The 16,400-nt window shown below is 61.1% G+C and carries 21 protein-coding genes; 2 read left to right on the forward strand and 19 right to left on the reverse strand.

Annotated features, from left to right (window positions below; translation table 11 throughout):
- Positions 1-12 precede the first annotated feature (12 nt).
- From Q0330_RS07950 to Q0330_RS08040, 19 genes are all read right to left on the reverse strand, one after another.
- Entirely contained in the window at positions 13-474 is a 462-nt protein-coding gene (locus tag Q0330_RS07950) for a hypothetical protein (protein ID WP_299477010.1), read from the reverse strand.
- Positions 475-476: 2 nt separating this feature from the next.
- Positions 477-1,376, reverse strand: coding sequence for a hypothetical protein (locus tag Q0330_RS07955; RefSeq protein WP_299477013.1), 900 nt, complete (start codon positions 1,374-1,376; stop codon positions 477-479).
- A complete protein-coding gene (locus Q0330_RS07960) occupies positions 1,369-1,701 on the reverse strand; it encodes a hypothetical protein (RefSeq protein WP_299477016.1) in 333 nt (110 codons plus the stop codon). Before Q0330_RS07960 ends, Q0330_RS07955 begins: the two co-directional genes overlap by 8 nt.
- Positions 1,688-1,939, reverse strand: coding sequence for a hypothetical protein (locus Q0330_RS07965; RefSeq protein ID WP_299477018.1), 252 nt, complete (start codon positions 1,937-1,939; stop codon positions 1,688-1,690). Before Q0330_RS07965 ends, Q0330_RS07960 begins: the two co-directional genes overlap by 14 nt.
- Positions 1,936-3,963, reverse strand: coding sequence for a hypothetical protein (locus Q0330_RS07970; protein WP_299477021.1), 2,028 nt, complete (start codon positions 3,961-3,963; stop codon positions 1,936-1,938). The genes Q0330_RS07965 and Q0330_RS07970 overlap by 4 nt, the downstream gene beginning before the upstream one ends.
- Positions 3,963-5,591, reverse strand: a complete 1,629-nt coding sequence (locus Q0330_RS07975; protein WP_299477024.1) for a hypothetical protein — start codon at positions 5,589-5,591, stop codon at positions 3,963-3,965. Before Q0330_RS07975 ends, Q0330_RS07970 begins: the two co-directional genes overlap by 1 nt.
- Positions 5,542-5,763: a hypothetical protein gene (locus Q0330_RS07980; RefSeq protein ID WP_299477026.1), complete on the reverse strand. Its 222-nt coding sequence runs from the start codon at positions 5,761-5,763 to the stop codon at positions 5,542-5,544. Before Q0330_RS07980 ends, Q0330_RS07975 begins: the two co-directional genes overlap by 50 nt.
- Before the next feature lie 594 nt (positions 5,764-6,357).
- A complete protein-coding gene (locus tag Q0330_RS07985; protein WP_299477029.1) occupies positions 6,358-6,546 on the reverse strand; it encodes a hypothetical protein in 189 nt (62 codons plus the stop codon).
- Between the two features lie 11 nt (positions 6,547-6,557).
- A complete protein-coding gene (locus tag Q0330_RS07990; RefSeq protein ID WP_299477031.1) occupies positions 6,558-8,984 on the reverse strand; it encodes a hypothetical protein in 2,427 nt (808 codons plus the stop codon).
- Complete coding sequence (locus tag Q0330_RS07995; RefSeq protein ID WP_299477034.1) at positions 8,981-9,166, reverse strand: hypothetical protein; 186 nt, start codon at positions 9,164-9,166, stop codon at positions 8,981-8,983. Before Q0330_RS07995 ends, Q0330_RS07990 begins: the two co-directional genes overlap by 4 nt.
- A gap of 263 nt (positions 9,167-9,429) precedes the next feature.
- A complete protein-coding gene (locus Q0330_RS08000; protein WP_299477037.1) occupies positions 9,430-9,939 on the reverse strand; it encodes a transcription termination/antitermination NusG family protein in 510 nt (169 codons plus the stop codon).
- Between the two features lie 248 nt (positions 9,940-10,187).
- Complete coding sequence (locus Q0330_RS08005; protein WP_299477040.1) at positions 10,188-10,691, reverse strand: hypothetical protein; 504 nt, start codon at positions 10,689-10,691, stop codon at positions 10,188-10,190.
- The gene (locus Q0330_RS08010; protein WP_299477043.1) at positions 10,688-11,284 is read right to left on the reverse strand and encodes a site-specific DNA-methyltransferase; all 597 of its coding nucleotides are present in this window, start codon (positions 11,282-11,284) and stop codon (positions 10,688-10,690) included. Before Q0330_RS08010 ends, Q0330_RS08005 begins: the two co-directional genes overlap by 4 nt.
- A 203-nt stretch (positions 11,285-11,487) precedes the next feature.
- Positions 11,488-11,715 (reverse strand): hypothetical protein, encoded by a 228-nt coding sequence (locus tag Q0330_RS08015; protein WP_299477045.1) that lies wholly within the window; start codon positions 11,713-11,715, stop codon positions 11,488-11,490.
- Positions 11,712-12,923, reverse strand: a complete 1,212-nt coding sequence (locus tag Q0330_RS08020) for an AAA family ATPase (RefSeq protein WP_299477048.1) — start codon at positions 12,921-12,923, stop codon at positions 11,712-11,714. Before Q0330_RS08020 ends, Q0330_RS08015 begins: the two co-directional genes overlap by 4 nt.
- Positions 12,916-13,149 carry a hypothetical protein gene (locus Q0330_RS08025; protein ID WP_299477050.1) on the reverse strand — a complete coding sequence of 78 codons (234 nt, stop codon included), beginning with the start codon at positions 13,147-13,149 and terminating at the stop codon, positions 12,916-12,918. The genes Q0330_RS08020 and Q0330_RS08025 overlap by 8 nt, the downstream gene beginning before the upstream one ends.
- Positions 13,150-13,151: 2 nt before the next feature.
- A complete protein-coding gene (locus tag Q0330_RS08030; protein ID WP_299477053.1) occupies positions 13,152-13,382 on the reverse strand; it encodes a hypothetical protein in 231 nt (76 codons plus the stop codon).
- Between the two features lie 464 nt (positions 13,383-13,846).
- Positions 13,847-14,074 carry a hypothetical protein gene (locus Q0330_RS08035; protein WP_299477056.1) on the reverse strand — a complete coding sequence of 76 codons (228 nt, stop codon included), beginning with the start codon at positions 14,072-14,074 and terminating at the stop codon, positions 13,847-13,849.
- Positions 14,075-14,126: 52 nt separating this feature from the next.
- Positions 14,127-15,230, reverse strand: a complete 1,104-nt coding sequence (locus tag Q0330_RS08040) for a hypothetical protein (RefSeq protein ID WP_299477058.1) — start codon at positions 15,228-15,230, stop codon at positions 14,127-14,129.
- Positions 15,231-15,549: 319 nt separating this feature from the next.
- Here Q0330_RS08040 and Q0330_RS08045 point away from each other — a divergent pair, with 319 nt between their 5' ends.
- Positions 15,550-15,825 carry a helix-turn-helix transcriptional regulator gene (locus Q0330_RS08045; RefSeq protein WP_299477061.1) on the forward strand — a complete coding sequence of 92 codons (276 nt, stop codon included), beginning with the start codon at positions 15,550-15,552 and terminating at the stop codon, positions 15,823-15,825.
- A 186-nt stretch (positions 15,826-16,011) separates the two neighbouring features.
- Positions 16,012-16,314, forward strand: coding sequence for a hypothetical protein (locus Q0330_RS08050; protein ID WP_299477064.1), 303 nt, complete (start codon positions 16,012-16,014; stop codon positions 16,312-16,314).
- The last annotated feature ends 86 nt before the right edge of the window (positions 16,315-16,400 follow it).

Consider the following 16,400-nt stretch of genomic DNA (forward strand, 5'->3'; position numbering starts at 1 on the left):
TGTTTGTTGAGTTCAGCCGTCCCGGCCGATCGAGATGCCGCCTTGCGGGACGTACATCCCGTCAGGCTGTTTCATTTCCTCGGAGTTCGGTGCCACGCCCCGGCGCAATCCTTCCTCGCGCGCCTCGACGATGCCCTGTTCCTTGCGTTTGTCTGCCTCGTACCACTCCTTGCGCTTGCGAACGAGAATGGCTTTCCTGCCATTTGCGTCCACAACGCGCTCATCCAGCGTGCCGACTGACGTGTTTCCTTTGCCGCCAGTCGATTGCACCACGTCCCAGTCATCATCCTTGGTGAGCTGGTGGACGCGACCCGGAATATCGTTGATCCAGCGATATTCGTAGTTGGGATCTTTGCCGGAGACGGAGAGCCGATATCGGCGACCGCCAGTGACTTCCTGCCGGCGGCGGCGCTCGGTGCGCTCTGCCTCGACGCGACCGCGCGGTGCGCGCTCTGTGGTGTTGGTGTCGTTCATGATCAGCCCTCGTGTACGGCTTTGGCGTAGTCTTCCAGGCTCTTGAACAGGCCGTCCTTCACGAACTGCCGACCAAGAGCGAGTGCTGCGGCATCGAGCGACGCGACGCCCGGACCACGCTGGACAGAAGCCCCCATGCGCGAACCGCCGGCCTCAACCGGAGCAGCTGAGGCGGTCGGCCGCGACGTCGGGAACGCTTCGGGGTAGCGCTGCCGCATATATTTCTCGGTCTCGGCAAGGTTTGCCTGCAAAGACATCTGCGGATTCTGCTGGCCGATCCGAGTGCTGTAATGGTACGCGACCGCGCTCATTTCAGGGTCGCGACCATACCAAGGGTTGTTTTTGGTCCACGACTGGACGACAGGCACCTGCTCGGGGGCATATGTCGGCGTCTGCGGCTGCATCTGCTGTTGAGGCTGCGACAGTGCCTCGACTGCGTGCTGATCGAACTGGTTGATTGCCTGAACGCGCTCGTTGCGCAGCGCGTCGTATGCGTTCAGGTCGCCGTAGTTGACGGCATCCCGCATGCGCTGCTCGTACTGCGCTTCGATCTGCGCCCGCTGGTTCTGCAAGGCGATGGCGGTTGCCCGCTGGATTCCGTCGATGCGGCTAGCATAGTCACGCTCAAGCTGCGTGATCTTGTGCGTTGCCCGATGCAGGTTCTCCCGGAGGATCGGCAGTTCATCTTCGCCGCGCTTGACGAAGTCTTCGGCCGGGCGCCACCTGTCAGGCGGCCCGCGAAACTGGTCCTTGTCGACCCATCCCATTGCGCGGGCGCGGTCTTCGACGCTCGGCTCTGCTGGCGCGGCGTCCTGCGCAGGCTGCTGCTGCTCGACCTGCTCACGCGCGGCGTGGTCAATCGCGTCCTGCGGCGTTTCAATATTGGGCTGAGTGTCAACCACGGCGCACCCCCACCACGTCCTTGTCGTTCATGATGCGGTAATCCAAGCCGTCAGCGCCCTTGATGATCACGCCGGCATACCGGGCGAAGATCAGCGTGTCCCCGACGTCAGGCTTCGGGGCGTTTTCCTCGTAGGAGAACGCCAGCGGCGACATGGCAACCAGCTTGCCGCACATGGCCGCGTGCTGATCCCGTTCCTTCACCTCGTCAGGCAGCAAAATTCCGCCTTTGGTCTTCTCTTCGACCTTCTCCGGCAGGACGAGCACCTTGTATTCGAGCGGGTCAATGCCGCTCAGGTTCAGGTGCGTAATTTCAAGCTTCCTCATCGGCTCCATTCAGCATTACCTCTATGGTTCCTGCGTCCATCTGGCTCAACTCCAACGCCAACCGCGCTCGTTCCTTGAGCGCCACCAACAAACTCGTGTCGTTTCTCTCGCCGTCCCATGAAGCATCGACCCACACCTGTTTGGCGCGGGCCGCTTCTGCCTTCAGTCCCTTGATCAGCAGCTCGGTGACCGGGTGAGACGCCCAAATCTCGAAGTCGTCGCGGTCTACCGTGATCACTGGATCACCTGCGGCTGCTCATAGTTCGGCTCGACAGGCGCCATAGGGTCGGCCATTGGTGCCATAGGCTCCATAGGCAACTCGGCACCGCCCATCATTGCCGGATCGATCGGCATTCCGCCGTCCGGCGGCATCATCCCGCCAAATCCCTGCATCGGCATGGTCTGATTGAACTCGATCGGCGGGAATGTGAGCATGTTGATGCCGTTCTGGATCATAACGCCCTGCGCTTCGGCTGCCGTTTTCACCGCCGTGGCTTTGTTCTTCTCGATTTCAGCTTTGCCGGCCTCAATCTGAAGCTCGTCTATCGGGCTCGGGCCTTGGTCGGGCTGCTTCAGCACCTCTTCAAGCCGCTCGATCCGCATTGCTTCGAAGGCGCGCTTGTAGGCCGCGAACCCGTCGACAAACGGAACGCCCTTGTCAACCTGCTCGGTGAGGAACTGCGCCTTTGCGAGCCGCTGCATGTCCGTGACGTTGTTCGGATCGGCCTCGGGCTGAACGTCCATGTCGCCCATGTAGTCGAACTGGCTTACCTCGATCGGCTCATCGAGCAGCTGGATGTACTTGGCCCCGTTGAAGTGCCGCTTGTTGCACTCGAAGATCAGCTTGAACTCTTTGGTCATCGCGCGGAACACGCGCTTGAAGATGGCCGTGAACACCTTCAGACCCTGCTCGATCAGGGCCATGGTAGCCGTGGCCGTCATCGTCTTTCCGGTGTCGCCGGTCAGCACATCCTTTACGGCTGCAATCTCGCGGCCCGCCTCAACCATCATGCCGAGCAGCTGGAAAAGCACCGGGCTCGGTCCAGGGTGGTTCAGCGGCACGATGGCCGCTCGCACGTCAGGCCCGGACGCCTCGACGTTGTGCCAGCGGCCCGGCCGCACCTCGATCTTCGTCTTGCCGAGCTTCAGGCCAGACCCGATGAACCCACCTCCTGCGTTCTGCAAGCTGCCAGCGTCCATCATCTGGTTGAGCGCCGTGTCGGTGACGTCCGAAACCGCCTCCAGCAGCTTGCCAAACCCGATATCGTAGAACGCGCCCTCAGGATCAGGGATGAACGGGATCTTGACGAACCCGACGTCCTTCCGCTTGCCGAGCTTGGCAATCCGCCCGCGCTGCATGTCGAGTGAAATGGTCTCGATGTCGTAGTTGGCGACCAGTCGCACCACCTTCTGGCTTGCCTCGTGGATCGTCACAATCCAAGGCTCTGCGAAGCCGTCGCCATCGCTGTCCCACCAGCGATGCTGCTCGATGAACATCATCGGCGCTGACGTGTCTTCCTGGTCGGCGCTCTCAGACTTCAGGTCGACGTCGCGGAACCCTCCTGTGCGCTGGCGCTCTGTGACCTCGTGCGGGTAGAGCGGGAAAACGTGCGACACGCGCGGCACGGTTTCGAGCGACTTGGCGCTGTTGTTGACCACGAGGTCAAACGCGCTGACCAGTTCCGACTTGCACCCGGCATCACTCAGCGGGTCGTAGAACACCTTGCGGAAGGCGCACCCGACGATAGGGATCTGATGCAGCAGCGTGTCGGTGTCTTCCTCCCACTCCGGCATCTCGCACATCAACTGATAGCTCATGTGCTGCGACACGCGGTCGGCGGCAGCGGCCTTCAGCCCCATGGGGTCGGCACCAGACACCTTGCACTTGACGATGCGAGGCCCCTGCACAATCGCAGGGTAGGCACGGGCTGCGAACTGGAGCGCTGCTGTCGTCAGCATCGGGTACTTGACGTTAGACGCACCTGGCCACGGGTGCGATTTGGTCTCCTTCTGCTGCTTCGCCATTTTCATGGCGCGTCGGGCAGTGGTCTCCCAATCGTCGCGGCTTGAGCGGTCAATCTGATACTCGGTCGACACGAGGTGACCGAGCGCTCCGAGCTTGTCGTCTTCGAACTCGCCTGTTGCGTCGTCCATCTGAGCGAGACGGACAAGCCGGACCACGATGGTCTGTAGCGACGGAGCCTCGGTATGCGCCGGCCTGTCGTCGTCAGGCATGGCGTCGGGCTGCGGTTCGAAGTCCATCAATATCCCGTGGTGTTCTCGACCCGGCTTCCGCGCGGACGGTCGAAGTCGTCATCGTCGTCAAGATCGAAAGGCTGAGCCGGATCGATCGCGAATGTCAGTGCTGCCGCGTCGCCGATATCTGGCGAGTTTCCGAGCCGCTCGCGGATGTGGTCTTTGCTTTCGAGCACAAGCTGCTGGTTCGAGTTAAACCCCGTCGCGCCAGCCCCTCTGACAGGCGCGCAAACGTCAGCCTGAAACGCATCGCTGTCGGGCACCTGGACGGGCGCGTCACTGTCCTCGATCCACTGGCGCATCGTGTCCCACATTTCAGCGCGTCTGTTGGCGTACTTCCTGACATCGAATGCCCTCGACCCGAAGTTGACGCCAAGCACCAGATCACGGACGCCCTGGATCTCCTTCAGGCGGTCGTAGACAGGGCCACCGAGGCCCGTGGCGTCGACCACGATCCGGCGCAGCCCGAGCGGATAGAGCCGCTTTGCCTCTTGCAGTATCTCGCCAACCGTCTGCATCGTGTCGCGATGGTCGACCAAGCGACACACGTGCTTGCCAAGCCGGCGGCCCTGCCTATCGATGATGGCCGTCTTGTCGCCACCGCCGCGCGCGAGATCCACACCAAGGATGATCGGGCCGTATGGCTCAACCTGCGCCTTGCGGGCCTTGAGCACCGCAATCGCGCTGATGAACGAGTTGCCCGACGTCTGGAATGCCTCAGCTGCTGTCGACGGATACTCTTGCTTGAACTGCCAGTGAACCTCTGACTGATCGCCGCCCGAGGCCGCGCACATGTCCCGTGACGTGCAATAAGCCCAATAGGTTTGCTCACGCTTGAGCTTGTGCGCGACCTCGTAGTCTGCCCATTCGCCGGACGGCTGCCAGCCTTCGGGCGGTGTCGCGTGGTATTCTTCGTGCCAGAACCAAGGCAGGAAGATCGGCTCGAACTCGCTGTCGCCGCGCTCGGCTGCCTGCCACAGACGGTGAAAGGTGTTGCCGATCCCGTTCGCGGTGCTTTCAAGCACGCACTCGGAGCCGGCGCCCTTGCTCAGCGCCTGCATGATGCCTGCGAAGTGCTCACCAGCATGAGGCCAGAACGCGACCTCCGAGCCGTGAAACATCTGCAGCGTGGACGACCGCCCGACCGCCTGGCTTCCGGCCGTTGAGACTTTGTAGCCAGAGCCGAGCTTGTCGAACATCAGTTCCTTGGCGTTCGCCGCGCCAGTCGAAGGACGCAGCACGTCGGGGCAGAAGTCGTGAAACCGCCGCGCCATCTGGAACAGGTTGGCCGATGCGTCGTCCAAGTGCGTCAGGATCTGGCAGAGCGAGCCCGGAGAGTGGGACACCCGCCAGTAGAACCGCCCGCCGATGTAAGTGCTGATCCCTACTTGTCGCCCCTTTAAGACGATGGCGCGGACCTTGCCGGTTTCAGCGCGCTGCTTTTCCAGCCTGTGGTGTAGCGCCAGCTGCGTCCGGTTCAGGCGGAACGGAAGCGTCGGCCCGTCCTTCGTCCGTATCTTCAGGACGCGAGGCGCGTAGAACTCGAAATCGTCGCGGAACTGGAGACGTAGCGCCCGCTCTCGGTCAGTGAGTGACGCCACTGTGGTTCTCGTCAGTGTCGGCGTCCAGCTCACTCATGGCGTCGTCGATACTGCCGAGGGCCAATAGCGCCTCTTCGTGCGTGATGTTGACTTGGCCCGAGTGGTTGACGGCGTTGAGCCTCGGGTGCACGTACGGCGCTGCCGAGATGGCCGCCTTCATGCGCTCTTCGTGCTCCTGCTGCTCGTCACGCAAAACGGCCAGCATGTATTCGAGCGGCGTGATGCCCTGGTTGGCAGCTGCCGCGACACGCTTCCTAGTGTCCTGGCTGAGCCGTCCCTTTGGGCGTCCCGCTCCGGGTCTTGCTCCCCCTCGCGGCATGATGATTTTTCCTCTAGATATATCAGATACTTGGCTGAACTCAGAACTTTGACTTTGATTTTGCCGGGTGCTTACGGCGTCTTGTATGAAATCATCACGCAACAGTTACGACGTCGATTGCATCACCCGTGTTGCACCCGAATGTTGCTTCTGTGTTGGCAAGCATCAGCCTCCGGGGCGCTGCGCTGGCGTCAGGTGCGGAGCCGGCGGATACGTATATGGCCGTATCCGTGACAATGCGTACTGCCATGGGGCGGTTACTGGCTGGCGCGGTTGCGGTGGTTGTGCCGTCAGCGGTAAGCGTCTCTGAGGAAGACGGCGTGCAAATGCTGATCTGCGCAGATGTCAATGCGTGACCGGTCTGCATGGCATGCCCGAATTCTACGCTCACCAGCATGGTTCACTCTCCCTTGTCGGTGTAGATGATCTGGTAGCGGGTCATGCAATTGTCTCTTCGACGTCGGCAGTCACATCAGCACCTCACGCGGCCTTTTCATCAGAGACGATCTGCGGCTTTTGGATGGCCCTGGCCTTGGCTTCTGCGTCGTTGACAAGCGACACCAAGTTTAGAGCAACTTGCATATCTTGAGCGGATGTGCCGGGCGCTTTTGCCGCCAGCACCAACAGCACTCGAAGTGCCTCTGCCGCCTCAGTCGGAATCTGCATCATGTTCGTCCCCGTTACACTGCCGAGAAATCGACAATCGTTGCCGTCTTGGTCACGCCGCCCGCCGTGATCTTGATCATAATGTCACCGTCGTCACCGGCTCCTGTACCGTCTGCCATCCACAGTGCGAACGAACCCTCGGCCGGATTGGACGGGTCCGATGACCTCTCCGTCAGCACGATGCGATCGTGAAAATACCGGCCGCCGACATTGATTTGATTGCCGCCTGTGGCGCTATCGGGCTCAATGTCGTACCCGATTACGATATTGTTACTGCCTGACGTGATGCCGTCGCCGGCCTGATACCCAACCAACACGTTGTTGGCGCCGGTGCTGACGTCGTATCCGGCGCGGTAGCCGATAACAGTGTTGTTATCGGCGCCTGTCCGCAATCCGTACATGGCATACGACCCGAGGATCGTATTATTGTCGTTGGCAGTGCCGGGAATTACGAAGTCGCCGGCCCACGCTCCGGGGTCAGACGCCAGGTCGTACTGTAGGCTTGTGGTTGTCGCACCCGCTTTGACAAAGTGAATACCACGATATCCGGTCGGCGCATCATATGTTGATGGCTCAGGGCTCACCGTAGCGGCTTGGATAAACAGTGGTGTGCCTTCGGGAAACGCCTCTCGCGCATCGAATGTCAGCGTTACGACTCCACCGGACCACGAACCAGACACGCCGGTCAACGGCTGCGCCGGGCCGTACCCGGCCCACGCTCCCAGGTAGACGTTATGATCTCCGTCGCGCGTCACATACCCTGACGCGAACCCAAGCGCCGTGTTGTAGTCGCCCCGGCAATTGCCATCCATCGCCTTGACGCCGAGGCTTACATTGCGACTGCCTTCGCGATTGAATATTCCGGCCTGGTCTCCGACATGCGTGTTTTCGTAGCCGCTGCCTCCACAGCGCAGCGCCTCAAATCCTATAGCCGTGTTGCTGTAGCCAGTCGTTCCGTACTGCAACGCATAACTGCCCACGGCCGTGTTCGTCGCGGATGTCACAAGCTCGCCGGACAAAAATCCGATTAGCACGTTGTTGTTCTGCGTGGTCAGCTTTTCGCCAGACGTCGTGCCTATTAAAACGTTGTTTGCGCCGGTTGTTAGCAGTAATCCAGACTGGTAGCCGATGGCAATATTATCAGCGCCCGTCGTGTGAGCGTTGAGCGCGCTATTGCCGATGGCAATCGTTCGGGCGCCGGTTGTATTCGATAGCAACGCATTAGTGCCGATCGCCAACAGATGCGCGCCAGTCGTGTTGTTGTAGCCGGCGCGGTATCCAATGGCAATAGCACCATCCGCGCTAGTTTGATAGCGCAGCGCCTCAGTGCCAATAGCTACGTTGTTCGACGAGGTTAGAGTATACCCCGCAGTAAAACCGATTGCCACGTTGTTTGCACCTGTGGCGCAGAAGCGCAGCGCGGATGAACCGAGAGCAAAATTGTAGCTGCCGGTTGTCAGTCCGGCTGCAGCTGATGCACCCACCGCAACGTTATCTGACCCCGTCGTCAAAGCGGCGAGTGCTGCAGACCCGACAGCCACGTTGGCTGCGCCCGTTGTGACCGCGTTCAACGCGGCGTAGCCGACAGCGACACTGTTTCGTGCGGTGGTCGCCAACCGCATCGCCTGAACACCAACAGCGGTGTTTTCGTAACCCGTAGTAATTGACTGACCGGCAATATTGCCGATGGCAACATTGCGATAGCCGGTGGTCAAGCCGGCTAGAGACTGACGCCCTATCCCGAGATTATAGCTGGACTGAGTGATGGCAGTTGCCGTCGCCCCAAGCGTCTTGTTTCCGGCGTCCTGGCCGAGAAACAGGTTGCGGCCATCCGGCGTCACCGTGCCGTTGTTGCCATACGTAAAATCGTGCAGAAACCGGGTTTCACCATGCGATCCGGTGATATCGATGATCGACGGGTTAACGCTGTTGCTTGACGCCGTGCGCAACTTCAGCGAGCCGTCTTTTCCGACTGCGAATACTTCAGTCGTAGAAATTCTGAACTGCGCGAGACGGCTTACAGCGAGTGACGCGGTGTCAGTGACCGACAGCCGCAGACCGTAAAATGCATTTAATGCGTCGTCCCAAGTATCGGTCAGAGCATATAGATATTGATTCGTGCCGTCGCGCGGCAATATCCCAGCGCCCGGATCGCCCTGCGGTCCTGTGGCGCCAGTGCTGCCCTGCGGGCCTTGCGGCCCGGTGCTGCCGGTGTCTCCCTTCTCAACAGCGATGTCCCAATAGTCGTTCCAATCAGCTCCAACGCCTGGTTCTGTAGACGCGCCGGACGTGTGAGCCACGGTGCAGACGTACATCTGGCCGTCGTTTTCGACGGCATGTAGAGCTAGGTAATCCTCTGCGGTCTGCCACGCCCCCTGCCAATCAATGCCGAGCAGCGAGGCGAGGCCCCGCGTCCTTAGCGTCGCCCAATCGTACCTCATGCCTTGCTCACCAGCCAGAATGCGCCGGCCACGTAGGCCATCGAGACGTGATCAGGCGTGGCGACGGGCAGGCGAACGCCGAAGCGGGCGAGCAGCCAAACCGAGATCAGCGCGAGAAGCGCGATCAGGATTGCGCGGCGCAGCCATGTGATGGCGTGCGACCAAGCTTGGTCGATCGTCATTTTGCTGCCCTGTTGTGTTTGTAGAGATACAGCGTCTGGCGCGTAGCGTTGGCCAAGACTGGAATGCAAACGCCCCGCTTCGCATGTGCTGCGTTGAAGCGGGGCGTCGTTGGTTTTGAGGGCGCAATGCACCACAGGCGATGATCGGCTATCCCGTCATCCGGGGGGCAGGGTCAAGGCGCACCTACGGCCGACCTCACTATCCCTCGTCCAATCAAAGCCGTGCCTGATTTGCGAATCGGTGTCAATCCGTTCATGTCGCATCATGCAGCCTCGATCTGATGGAGTTTCATCTTCACAGGTGTTGGACGCCCGAACAGACTGGTGATGAGCTTGCAGTGTACTCCCCTGATGTCTTCGATCTTCGCTTCATGGTTTGCGAACGGGCCTTCGGTGATCTTGACCAGCTCGCCGACTTGGAAGCTCTTGCGCGTGCGGCCGGGGCTGCTGACTAGGCCGGCATGGCGCACGAACCGCTGAATTCTCTCATCGGTGATAGCTGCCGGCTGTCCGTCTATCGAGATCACGGACGATATATCGTCAAGGTTGAGAAGGTTGCCGATCCAATACCACGGGCGGTCCGTCTCGAAGGCTACCAGCACGTAGGAGATCAGGAGCGGATATTTACGCTCGATCCGCTTGTTCTGGCGGCCCCGGCGGGCGTGGAACCGTGTTTCAGCCGGGGCGATGGCTTCGAATCCCCGGCGGGTCAGCTCCTCGATCACCCGGAACTCGCGCTGCGGCCGAACCCGGAAGGCGAACCACGTCTTCATTCTTGGTCAGCTCCTGTAGGATCTCACGCAACTTGTTGAGCGGGATAGTGGCTTGCGTGCCGGAGTGTTCGAACACCTCGATGCGTCTGGCGATTTCTTCCGTGAGTGTCATGCTCCCCTCGGTTTGATGACGCGCACGCGCTTGGAGTTCTTCTGGCGGATATCCTCGCTCGCTGATCTCGGCTTGCGAGGCTGAGGCTTGACCTTGTTTCCCTTCAGTTCGCCGGCCTTGATGCGGAGAGGGCGGGTCACTCTTTGTCCCTCCACTCTAGAGCCGGCGCAGCGCATGGGATGGCCTCCATCCGGCACACCTGCCGAGACGTGTCGGCTCCGACCAGTCCGGCCGCCTTGTCGACCGCAGTCCGGGCAGACGGAGACGAGCACCTGATTTGCCTTTGGCGAGCGTTCCTGAGATCGGAAAACATATTGCCGTGCTGAAACGCGACTTCCGCCTGCCACGCCTTCTCGGCGCTAGCGATGGGATCGCCAATCCTGGTTTCTGACCCCGTGGCGGTGACGATGCGCTTGCATGTCGTGTCGTCTGCCGGGCGCTCCGGGCGGATTACGATCACCTTCCGCACCTCGCGGCGGACTGGCCGACGAACAACGTTCTTGCGGGGCTGCGTGGCGAACTCGCTATGCGGCCAGCCCTGAGCCCTAACCGGAGCCTGAAACGCCACCAGAAGGATCGCCGCGAAGGCGAGCGCGACGAGGAAGGCGATGAATGCCTGCACTAGGTGCTTCTCGGTCATTCTGCGGCCTCCATGAGCGAAAGCTGTTCTGGCTTGGCGGGCGTCTCAACGAACAGATCAGGCTGGCGCATGGCTTCCTCGACACGGCGGCAGGCGATGTCAAAATACTTGGGCTCGATCTCTATGCCGATGCCGACACGGCCTAGCTTCTGGCAGGCGACAAGCGTGGTGCCGCTACCCATGAAGGGGTCGAGGATGGTGTTGCTGCGATTGGTGAACAACTCGATCAGCTCGACCATGAGCTTCACTGGCTTTTGCGTCTCGTGCTCGTTCTTAGCCCCGCCATGCCCCATACCCTGATCGTGCTTACTCATGATGAACACGCCGCGCTTGCCGCCGCCATTCCACTTGCTGCGCCCAATGCCGCACCATGCAAGCGCGATGCTTTCAACGCCCTGTGCTGGGCGGTCACCGCTGAGCTGCGGTGAACTGTCCGGCTTGACCCACACCATGCCGCGCGCCCACCGCGCGCCAGCACACTCGAATGAAGCACGCCATTGCCCAACCATCTCGACTTGGCAAAACGCCAATGCCCAGCCGTTGCAATTCTCGGCGCTGTAGTCGGCGACATACTGCATCAGTTCGTCGCTCATTGGCGCAAAGCTCAGGGGCGCCGCGATACGATCGCGGCGCCGTGTACCAATGATGCTTAGCACCCGATGACCGCCTGCGTGTGCATCGTCCCCATACGGCGGATCAGTCACCACCGCACCGACCTTGCCGAGCGTCGGCAAGATCTCCCTGCAGTCTCCGAGGTACAGCGTATGCGGGCCGATGACTTCCTTTCGGACGTATGTCACTGCGTCCCCCTGAGTGTCTGAGCTAGGTCGGCGATCTTCTGATCGAGAGCAGCAGGCCCGATGTTGCAACTCACGGTGATGCTGTAGACCTTCCCGTCTCTGCCGACGCCGGTCACTTTGGTGTCACCGGCCTTGACCATGTGGGCGATGCCGTGGGCTTTTACGGCCTCTATGATCGCGTGCCGGTTTTCTAGGCTGGTGCGGTCTCGGGTGTTGATGATCATTCGCTGTCTCCTGCGATTTCTGCGTAGGCCTCGAACCCGGTCTTGCCGACCACGAACGAGCACCCTTTGAGATGCAGCGTGGCGAGCGTCGGCTTGCCCATGATTTCGTGGTCTTTGGTCTTGTCGATGTTCAGGTAAGTTGGGGCGGTAGCGCCCGTGCCGAGATCACGAAACGGGCGCCAGACAGTCCAGCCCATGTCGGCCTTGTTGCCGTAGTGAGCGGTGTCTGCGCCGTCGTTCAGAGTGTAGATCTTGCCCTTGCTGTTGCGGCTTGCGGTTCCGTCCTTCGGAGGGTGAGCGAGCAACATGACGATGAGGCCGTAGTCGTCGGCGAGGGCCTTAAGATCCATCATGAACCGGCCCATGTAGTCGGTCTTGCTCTCGCCCCTGCCGACCTGGTGGTCGATCTCGTTGACGGGATCAATCATCACGACGTCGAGGCCATAGACGCGGCATGCATACTCGATGCGATCGAACAGGCGGCCCGCGTCAAGACGCTCGCGGCGTGGTCGGCGCAGGAACATCAGCGCCTTCTCGATCTCCAAATCGGCGCGGGCCTCGTCCTCGTCCGTCATGATCGAGTGCGCGTGGTCGCAGAAATGGCGCCGGAAGTCGCGGCGCATGCGCGGCTTCACCTTTTCCTCAAATACCGTCACCAACGTTCGCCATCCGTGCAGCTTCCAAAAGTTCGCCGCGAGTTGTCGGGCGAGGATTGATTTGCCGGATCCGTACGGTCCGATGATCGGCCAGAACATCGGACGCACCATGCGGATCCCGATTTCGTCCAGGCCACGAATGCCGGTCTCGTAGGTCTGAGCGTCAGGCGCCTCCGGAATGTCCGACAGGCGCGATATCTCGTCCGTCCACATGGGGCGAGCGGTGTTGACCGCCGTGACGATGGCGTCGGTCCCGTAGTCGGCGTGTGTCTGGCGCACGCTTGGCGATTGTTCCGGCAACTCTGCCCAGCGGCAACGCACGTCGCCAAGCCTGACCGCGATCTGGTCCCGAAGATCTGCCGCCGCTTCGGAGTAGACGAGCACGAACTCGGTGAACATCGCGAGCGACGGATCAAGCTCTCCGTCAGAACCGAGCGTCTGCTCTGGCGAAGAGATCACCTTGATCGAGCGATAGCCGGAGGCGCGAAGTGATTCAGCGTCGCCAGCTGATCCGCAGATGATGGCGCGGAGCTTCTGAGGGCGGTCAAGCATGGGCGCCCCCTGATGCGATCCAGCAAGCGTCGAGGCGCTTGGCGTCGACAACTTCGCCGCGAAGAACGCAGGCGCCTAGCTCGGCTTTCAGGCTGTCGCAGAGCAGTGTTGATCCAGGGAGGGCGAGCACGCAGATCGCCGCGAGCGGCAGATTGTCGGCTTCCATGGCGCCGTTGAATACGTCGGCGAGGCGGATCGGCTTGGCGCGAAAGATCGGGTCCGTCATGGTCAGATCCTCACCGCAGTGCCGCGCACGTTGTCGGATTTGCCGCCATAGGCTTTGGCTGCCTTGGCTTTGCGGACCTCGGTCACGGCGTCGTTGTTCGCGATGTTGTTGAGAGCGCCCCGGATTGCGCTTACCGGGTTGTAAGGAACTGCCTCATGCATGGGCTTACCCTGCGAAAGCGCAGTGGCCCATTCCAATGCCTTGCCAGCCGCAATGTCGCGGATCATGTCCATCGGCACTTTGCCGAACGTCTGGAGCTGGACGGCTTTCAGGCTGATCGTAAACTTAGGGTGCCGTATGGTGTTGCAGTTTACTATTACGTCATGTCCGATGTGCTCTTCACCTGGACCAGCAACCCAACCCCCCACACCCCCCGAAGGGGGAGAACTAATAACTATCTCCGTAGGAGATTCTATATACGCGCGAGGCTCGTCAGACTTCGGACTAGTGCGGCCCGCTGCACCCTGCACCCTGCACTCGGCTGCACCCACCCCTGCAGCCCGCTGCACCTTTGCAGGTGCACTCGGCTGCACCCTGCAATCCGCTGCACCTGCATCATGCTGCACCTGCAGCTCGCGCTTTGCAGCCCATATTGCGCGCTCCGAATATCCAGTCTCTGCCATCAGGCCAGACGTGGTTGTGACGCCCTTCGTCTCTCCGATGAGACGGATGAGCTGAGCAAGTGCGGATAGGCGCTTCATGCCCGGCCCTCCTGGCAGTCGCCCGGCATCAGGTGCAGGCGGTGGCCGATGCGGATCGCGACAAAGCCCATGTCCAGCATGTCGGCGATGTGGCCCCAGCTCTCGCGGAGTGGGACGCCAGCCGGCTGGAAATCGTATGCTGTGTTTACGTGCAGGCCGTGGAGGATAACCATCCTGGGGGCCTTGATTTTGTCGCAGTTTTTTTGCATATGTTGGTGGTCCATTCGATGTCTCCTTTGAAAGCCGCTCGGGTCGCGCCGGGCGGTTTTCGGCTTTTCAGGCTTCGGCCAGCAGTTCACGAAGGCGGGCCGTCCGCTGCCTCAGAGCAGCTGTTGCGCGCTGGATCTCAGAAGCGTCTATTGCGCCGGCACGGGCTAGGTCACTGGCATGGCCGGCGTCGTAGGTTCCGCGAGTGCCGTTCCTGGTGGTGACGGTGACTGTTTCGCGCTCGAAAGAACCGCGTTCTGCCGGGGTGTCGCTGGCGATCATGCGGTGCGTCGGGGTGATGGTGCCCCCGTCGATGATGCGGGCGTCCTCGGCGCTCCTGGTCGCCCCGATGATGTTGCAGGCGATGGCGAGAGCCGAGATCAGCAAGCTCAGGAACAGGCTGAACCATAGGACGGTCCAGTCTTGGCTATCCTTGTCGGGGGCGAGCGATAGCGTCCACATGGTCGAGACCGTGCGCATTTGAGCGACGATCGGTGAAAATTCCTCCTGCTTTTCCTCGCTCTTGTCCGACGCCTTCGCGAGCTTCGGCAGCAGGCCGGCAAGCTCGGTTTCTAGGGCAACCTTTCGGCGTGCATTCTCGGCCGTGCGGGTCGCCTCTGCGATGCCCTGGCAGACCATCTGACTTGTCTTCAGGGTCGTGTCCGTGCAGCCCTTGGACCGGGCAAAGATGTTGCGACCGCCCTCTGTCTCGCTCTTGAGCTTCAAGATTCGGGCCTCATAGGCGGCCGGCGGCTCCAAGCCGACAAGCTTCTCGAGTTCGCTCGTGATCTTGTCGTGGCGATCCTTAAGGATGCCGAGCGTGTCGGACGCGATGGCGGCCCGGTTGTTGGTGATCCGGTTGCCGTGGATTTCCGAGCCCATCATTGTCGAGGTAAAACCGACGTTGGTCACCTGGTTGATGATGCTACCGAGCGCGAGCAGGATACCGAGCAGGGCTGCCGTGGTGCGGCGGCCCTCGTTGAGCGACCACGCAATGGCAATCGGGATCACGAGAGCGAGGCAGAGGCTCATGAGGCCGTAGACGCCGGCAAACATGACTTTCGCGGCGATGGCGGTGTAGGCGAGAAACCCGAAACCTGCGGTCATGCCGGCGTCGGCGACCGAGAACGCGAGGCCGAAACGAGCGGCCATCTTGCGGTGAGCAGGCGTCATGTCGCTGTTCCAAATGTCTGAAACGCTGGCACAGGACGCGGGACAAAGGGGCGGGCCGTGGGGTGGCCCGCCAGTTTGCATAGAGAGGACGAAAGACGCGGTACGGGTCGCCAGCCGGGTTGCGCAGGCGAGCACGCCCGGAGACTAGGCTGCTCTCGGTCCTGGTCCCGACTGGCGGCCGGTAACGCGCTACGCTGACTGTGGAGTCTCCCCCTGACGGAACTTGACGTTACCGTGCTCACCAGTTACGGTCAAGCTCAAGTAGCGCGGACTAAGTTTGTCCGTGCGGTTGTGCACAGATGGCGGCACGTTGCCGCCCATGAGCGCTAGGTACAAGAACATCATGAAGACCTTCGGCCAGCGCCTTAAGGCCGCGCGGATGAAGCGTTATCCGAGCGCCCAGCAGTTCGCCAACGCGGCGGGCATTGAGCCGCACACCTACCGCAAGTATGAGCGCGGTCAGGCCGAGTGCAATTTTGAGACGCTGACTCGGTTCTGCGAGCTGCTGGACATCACACCGAACGACCTGTTTCCTCACGCAGCGCAACGGGGAAACTCAGTGTCGGGCTCATCGTCGGCGTCGGCAGCGGCGTAATCATCCTTTCCGCTCAGAGGGATAAAAAATCGTAACTGAAAAGTACGATTTACGCTTGACGCGCCTTTTACCGTACCTCATAGTTACGTTCATCGACGCCGGCACCGGCACCCTACTGCCCCCAGAGGATGCGTGTTCGCACCGCGCAAGCCGAGGGCGGCGTCGATGCCAACAGGGAGCAAATCGATGATCGGTAATTATGTTGTCGTGCGGGCGACGGGAGCCGGTGTCCACGCCGGTACTCTGAAGTCCTACGAGGGACAATCCTGCGTTCTCACGGATGCACGGCGCATTTGGCGCTACAGAGTGCCAATGGGCGCAAGCGAGTTTTTGTCGGGCGTTGCGACGGCGGGTCTTGACCACTCCGACAGCAAAGTCGGCGCGCCGGTGAGTGAAATCATCCTTACCGAGAATTGCGAAATCATCGCCACCACACCGATGGCAGCCGCATCAATTCAGGAGGCCCCGGTATGGACCCGCACTCGGTGATTGACGGCTACGGCTACGGCGACGGCTCCGGCGACGGCGACGGCTCCGGCTCCGGCTCCGGCGACGGCTACGGCTCCGGCGACGGC

Source organism: uncultured Paracoccus sp., assembly GCF_937873615.1.
In the GTDB taxonomy this organism is placed as follows: Bacteria; Pseudomonadota; Alphaproteobacteria; order Rhodobacterales; family Rhodobacteraceae; genus Paracoccus.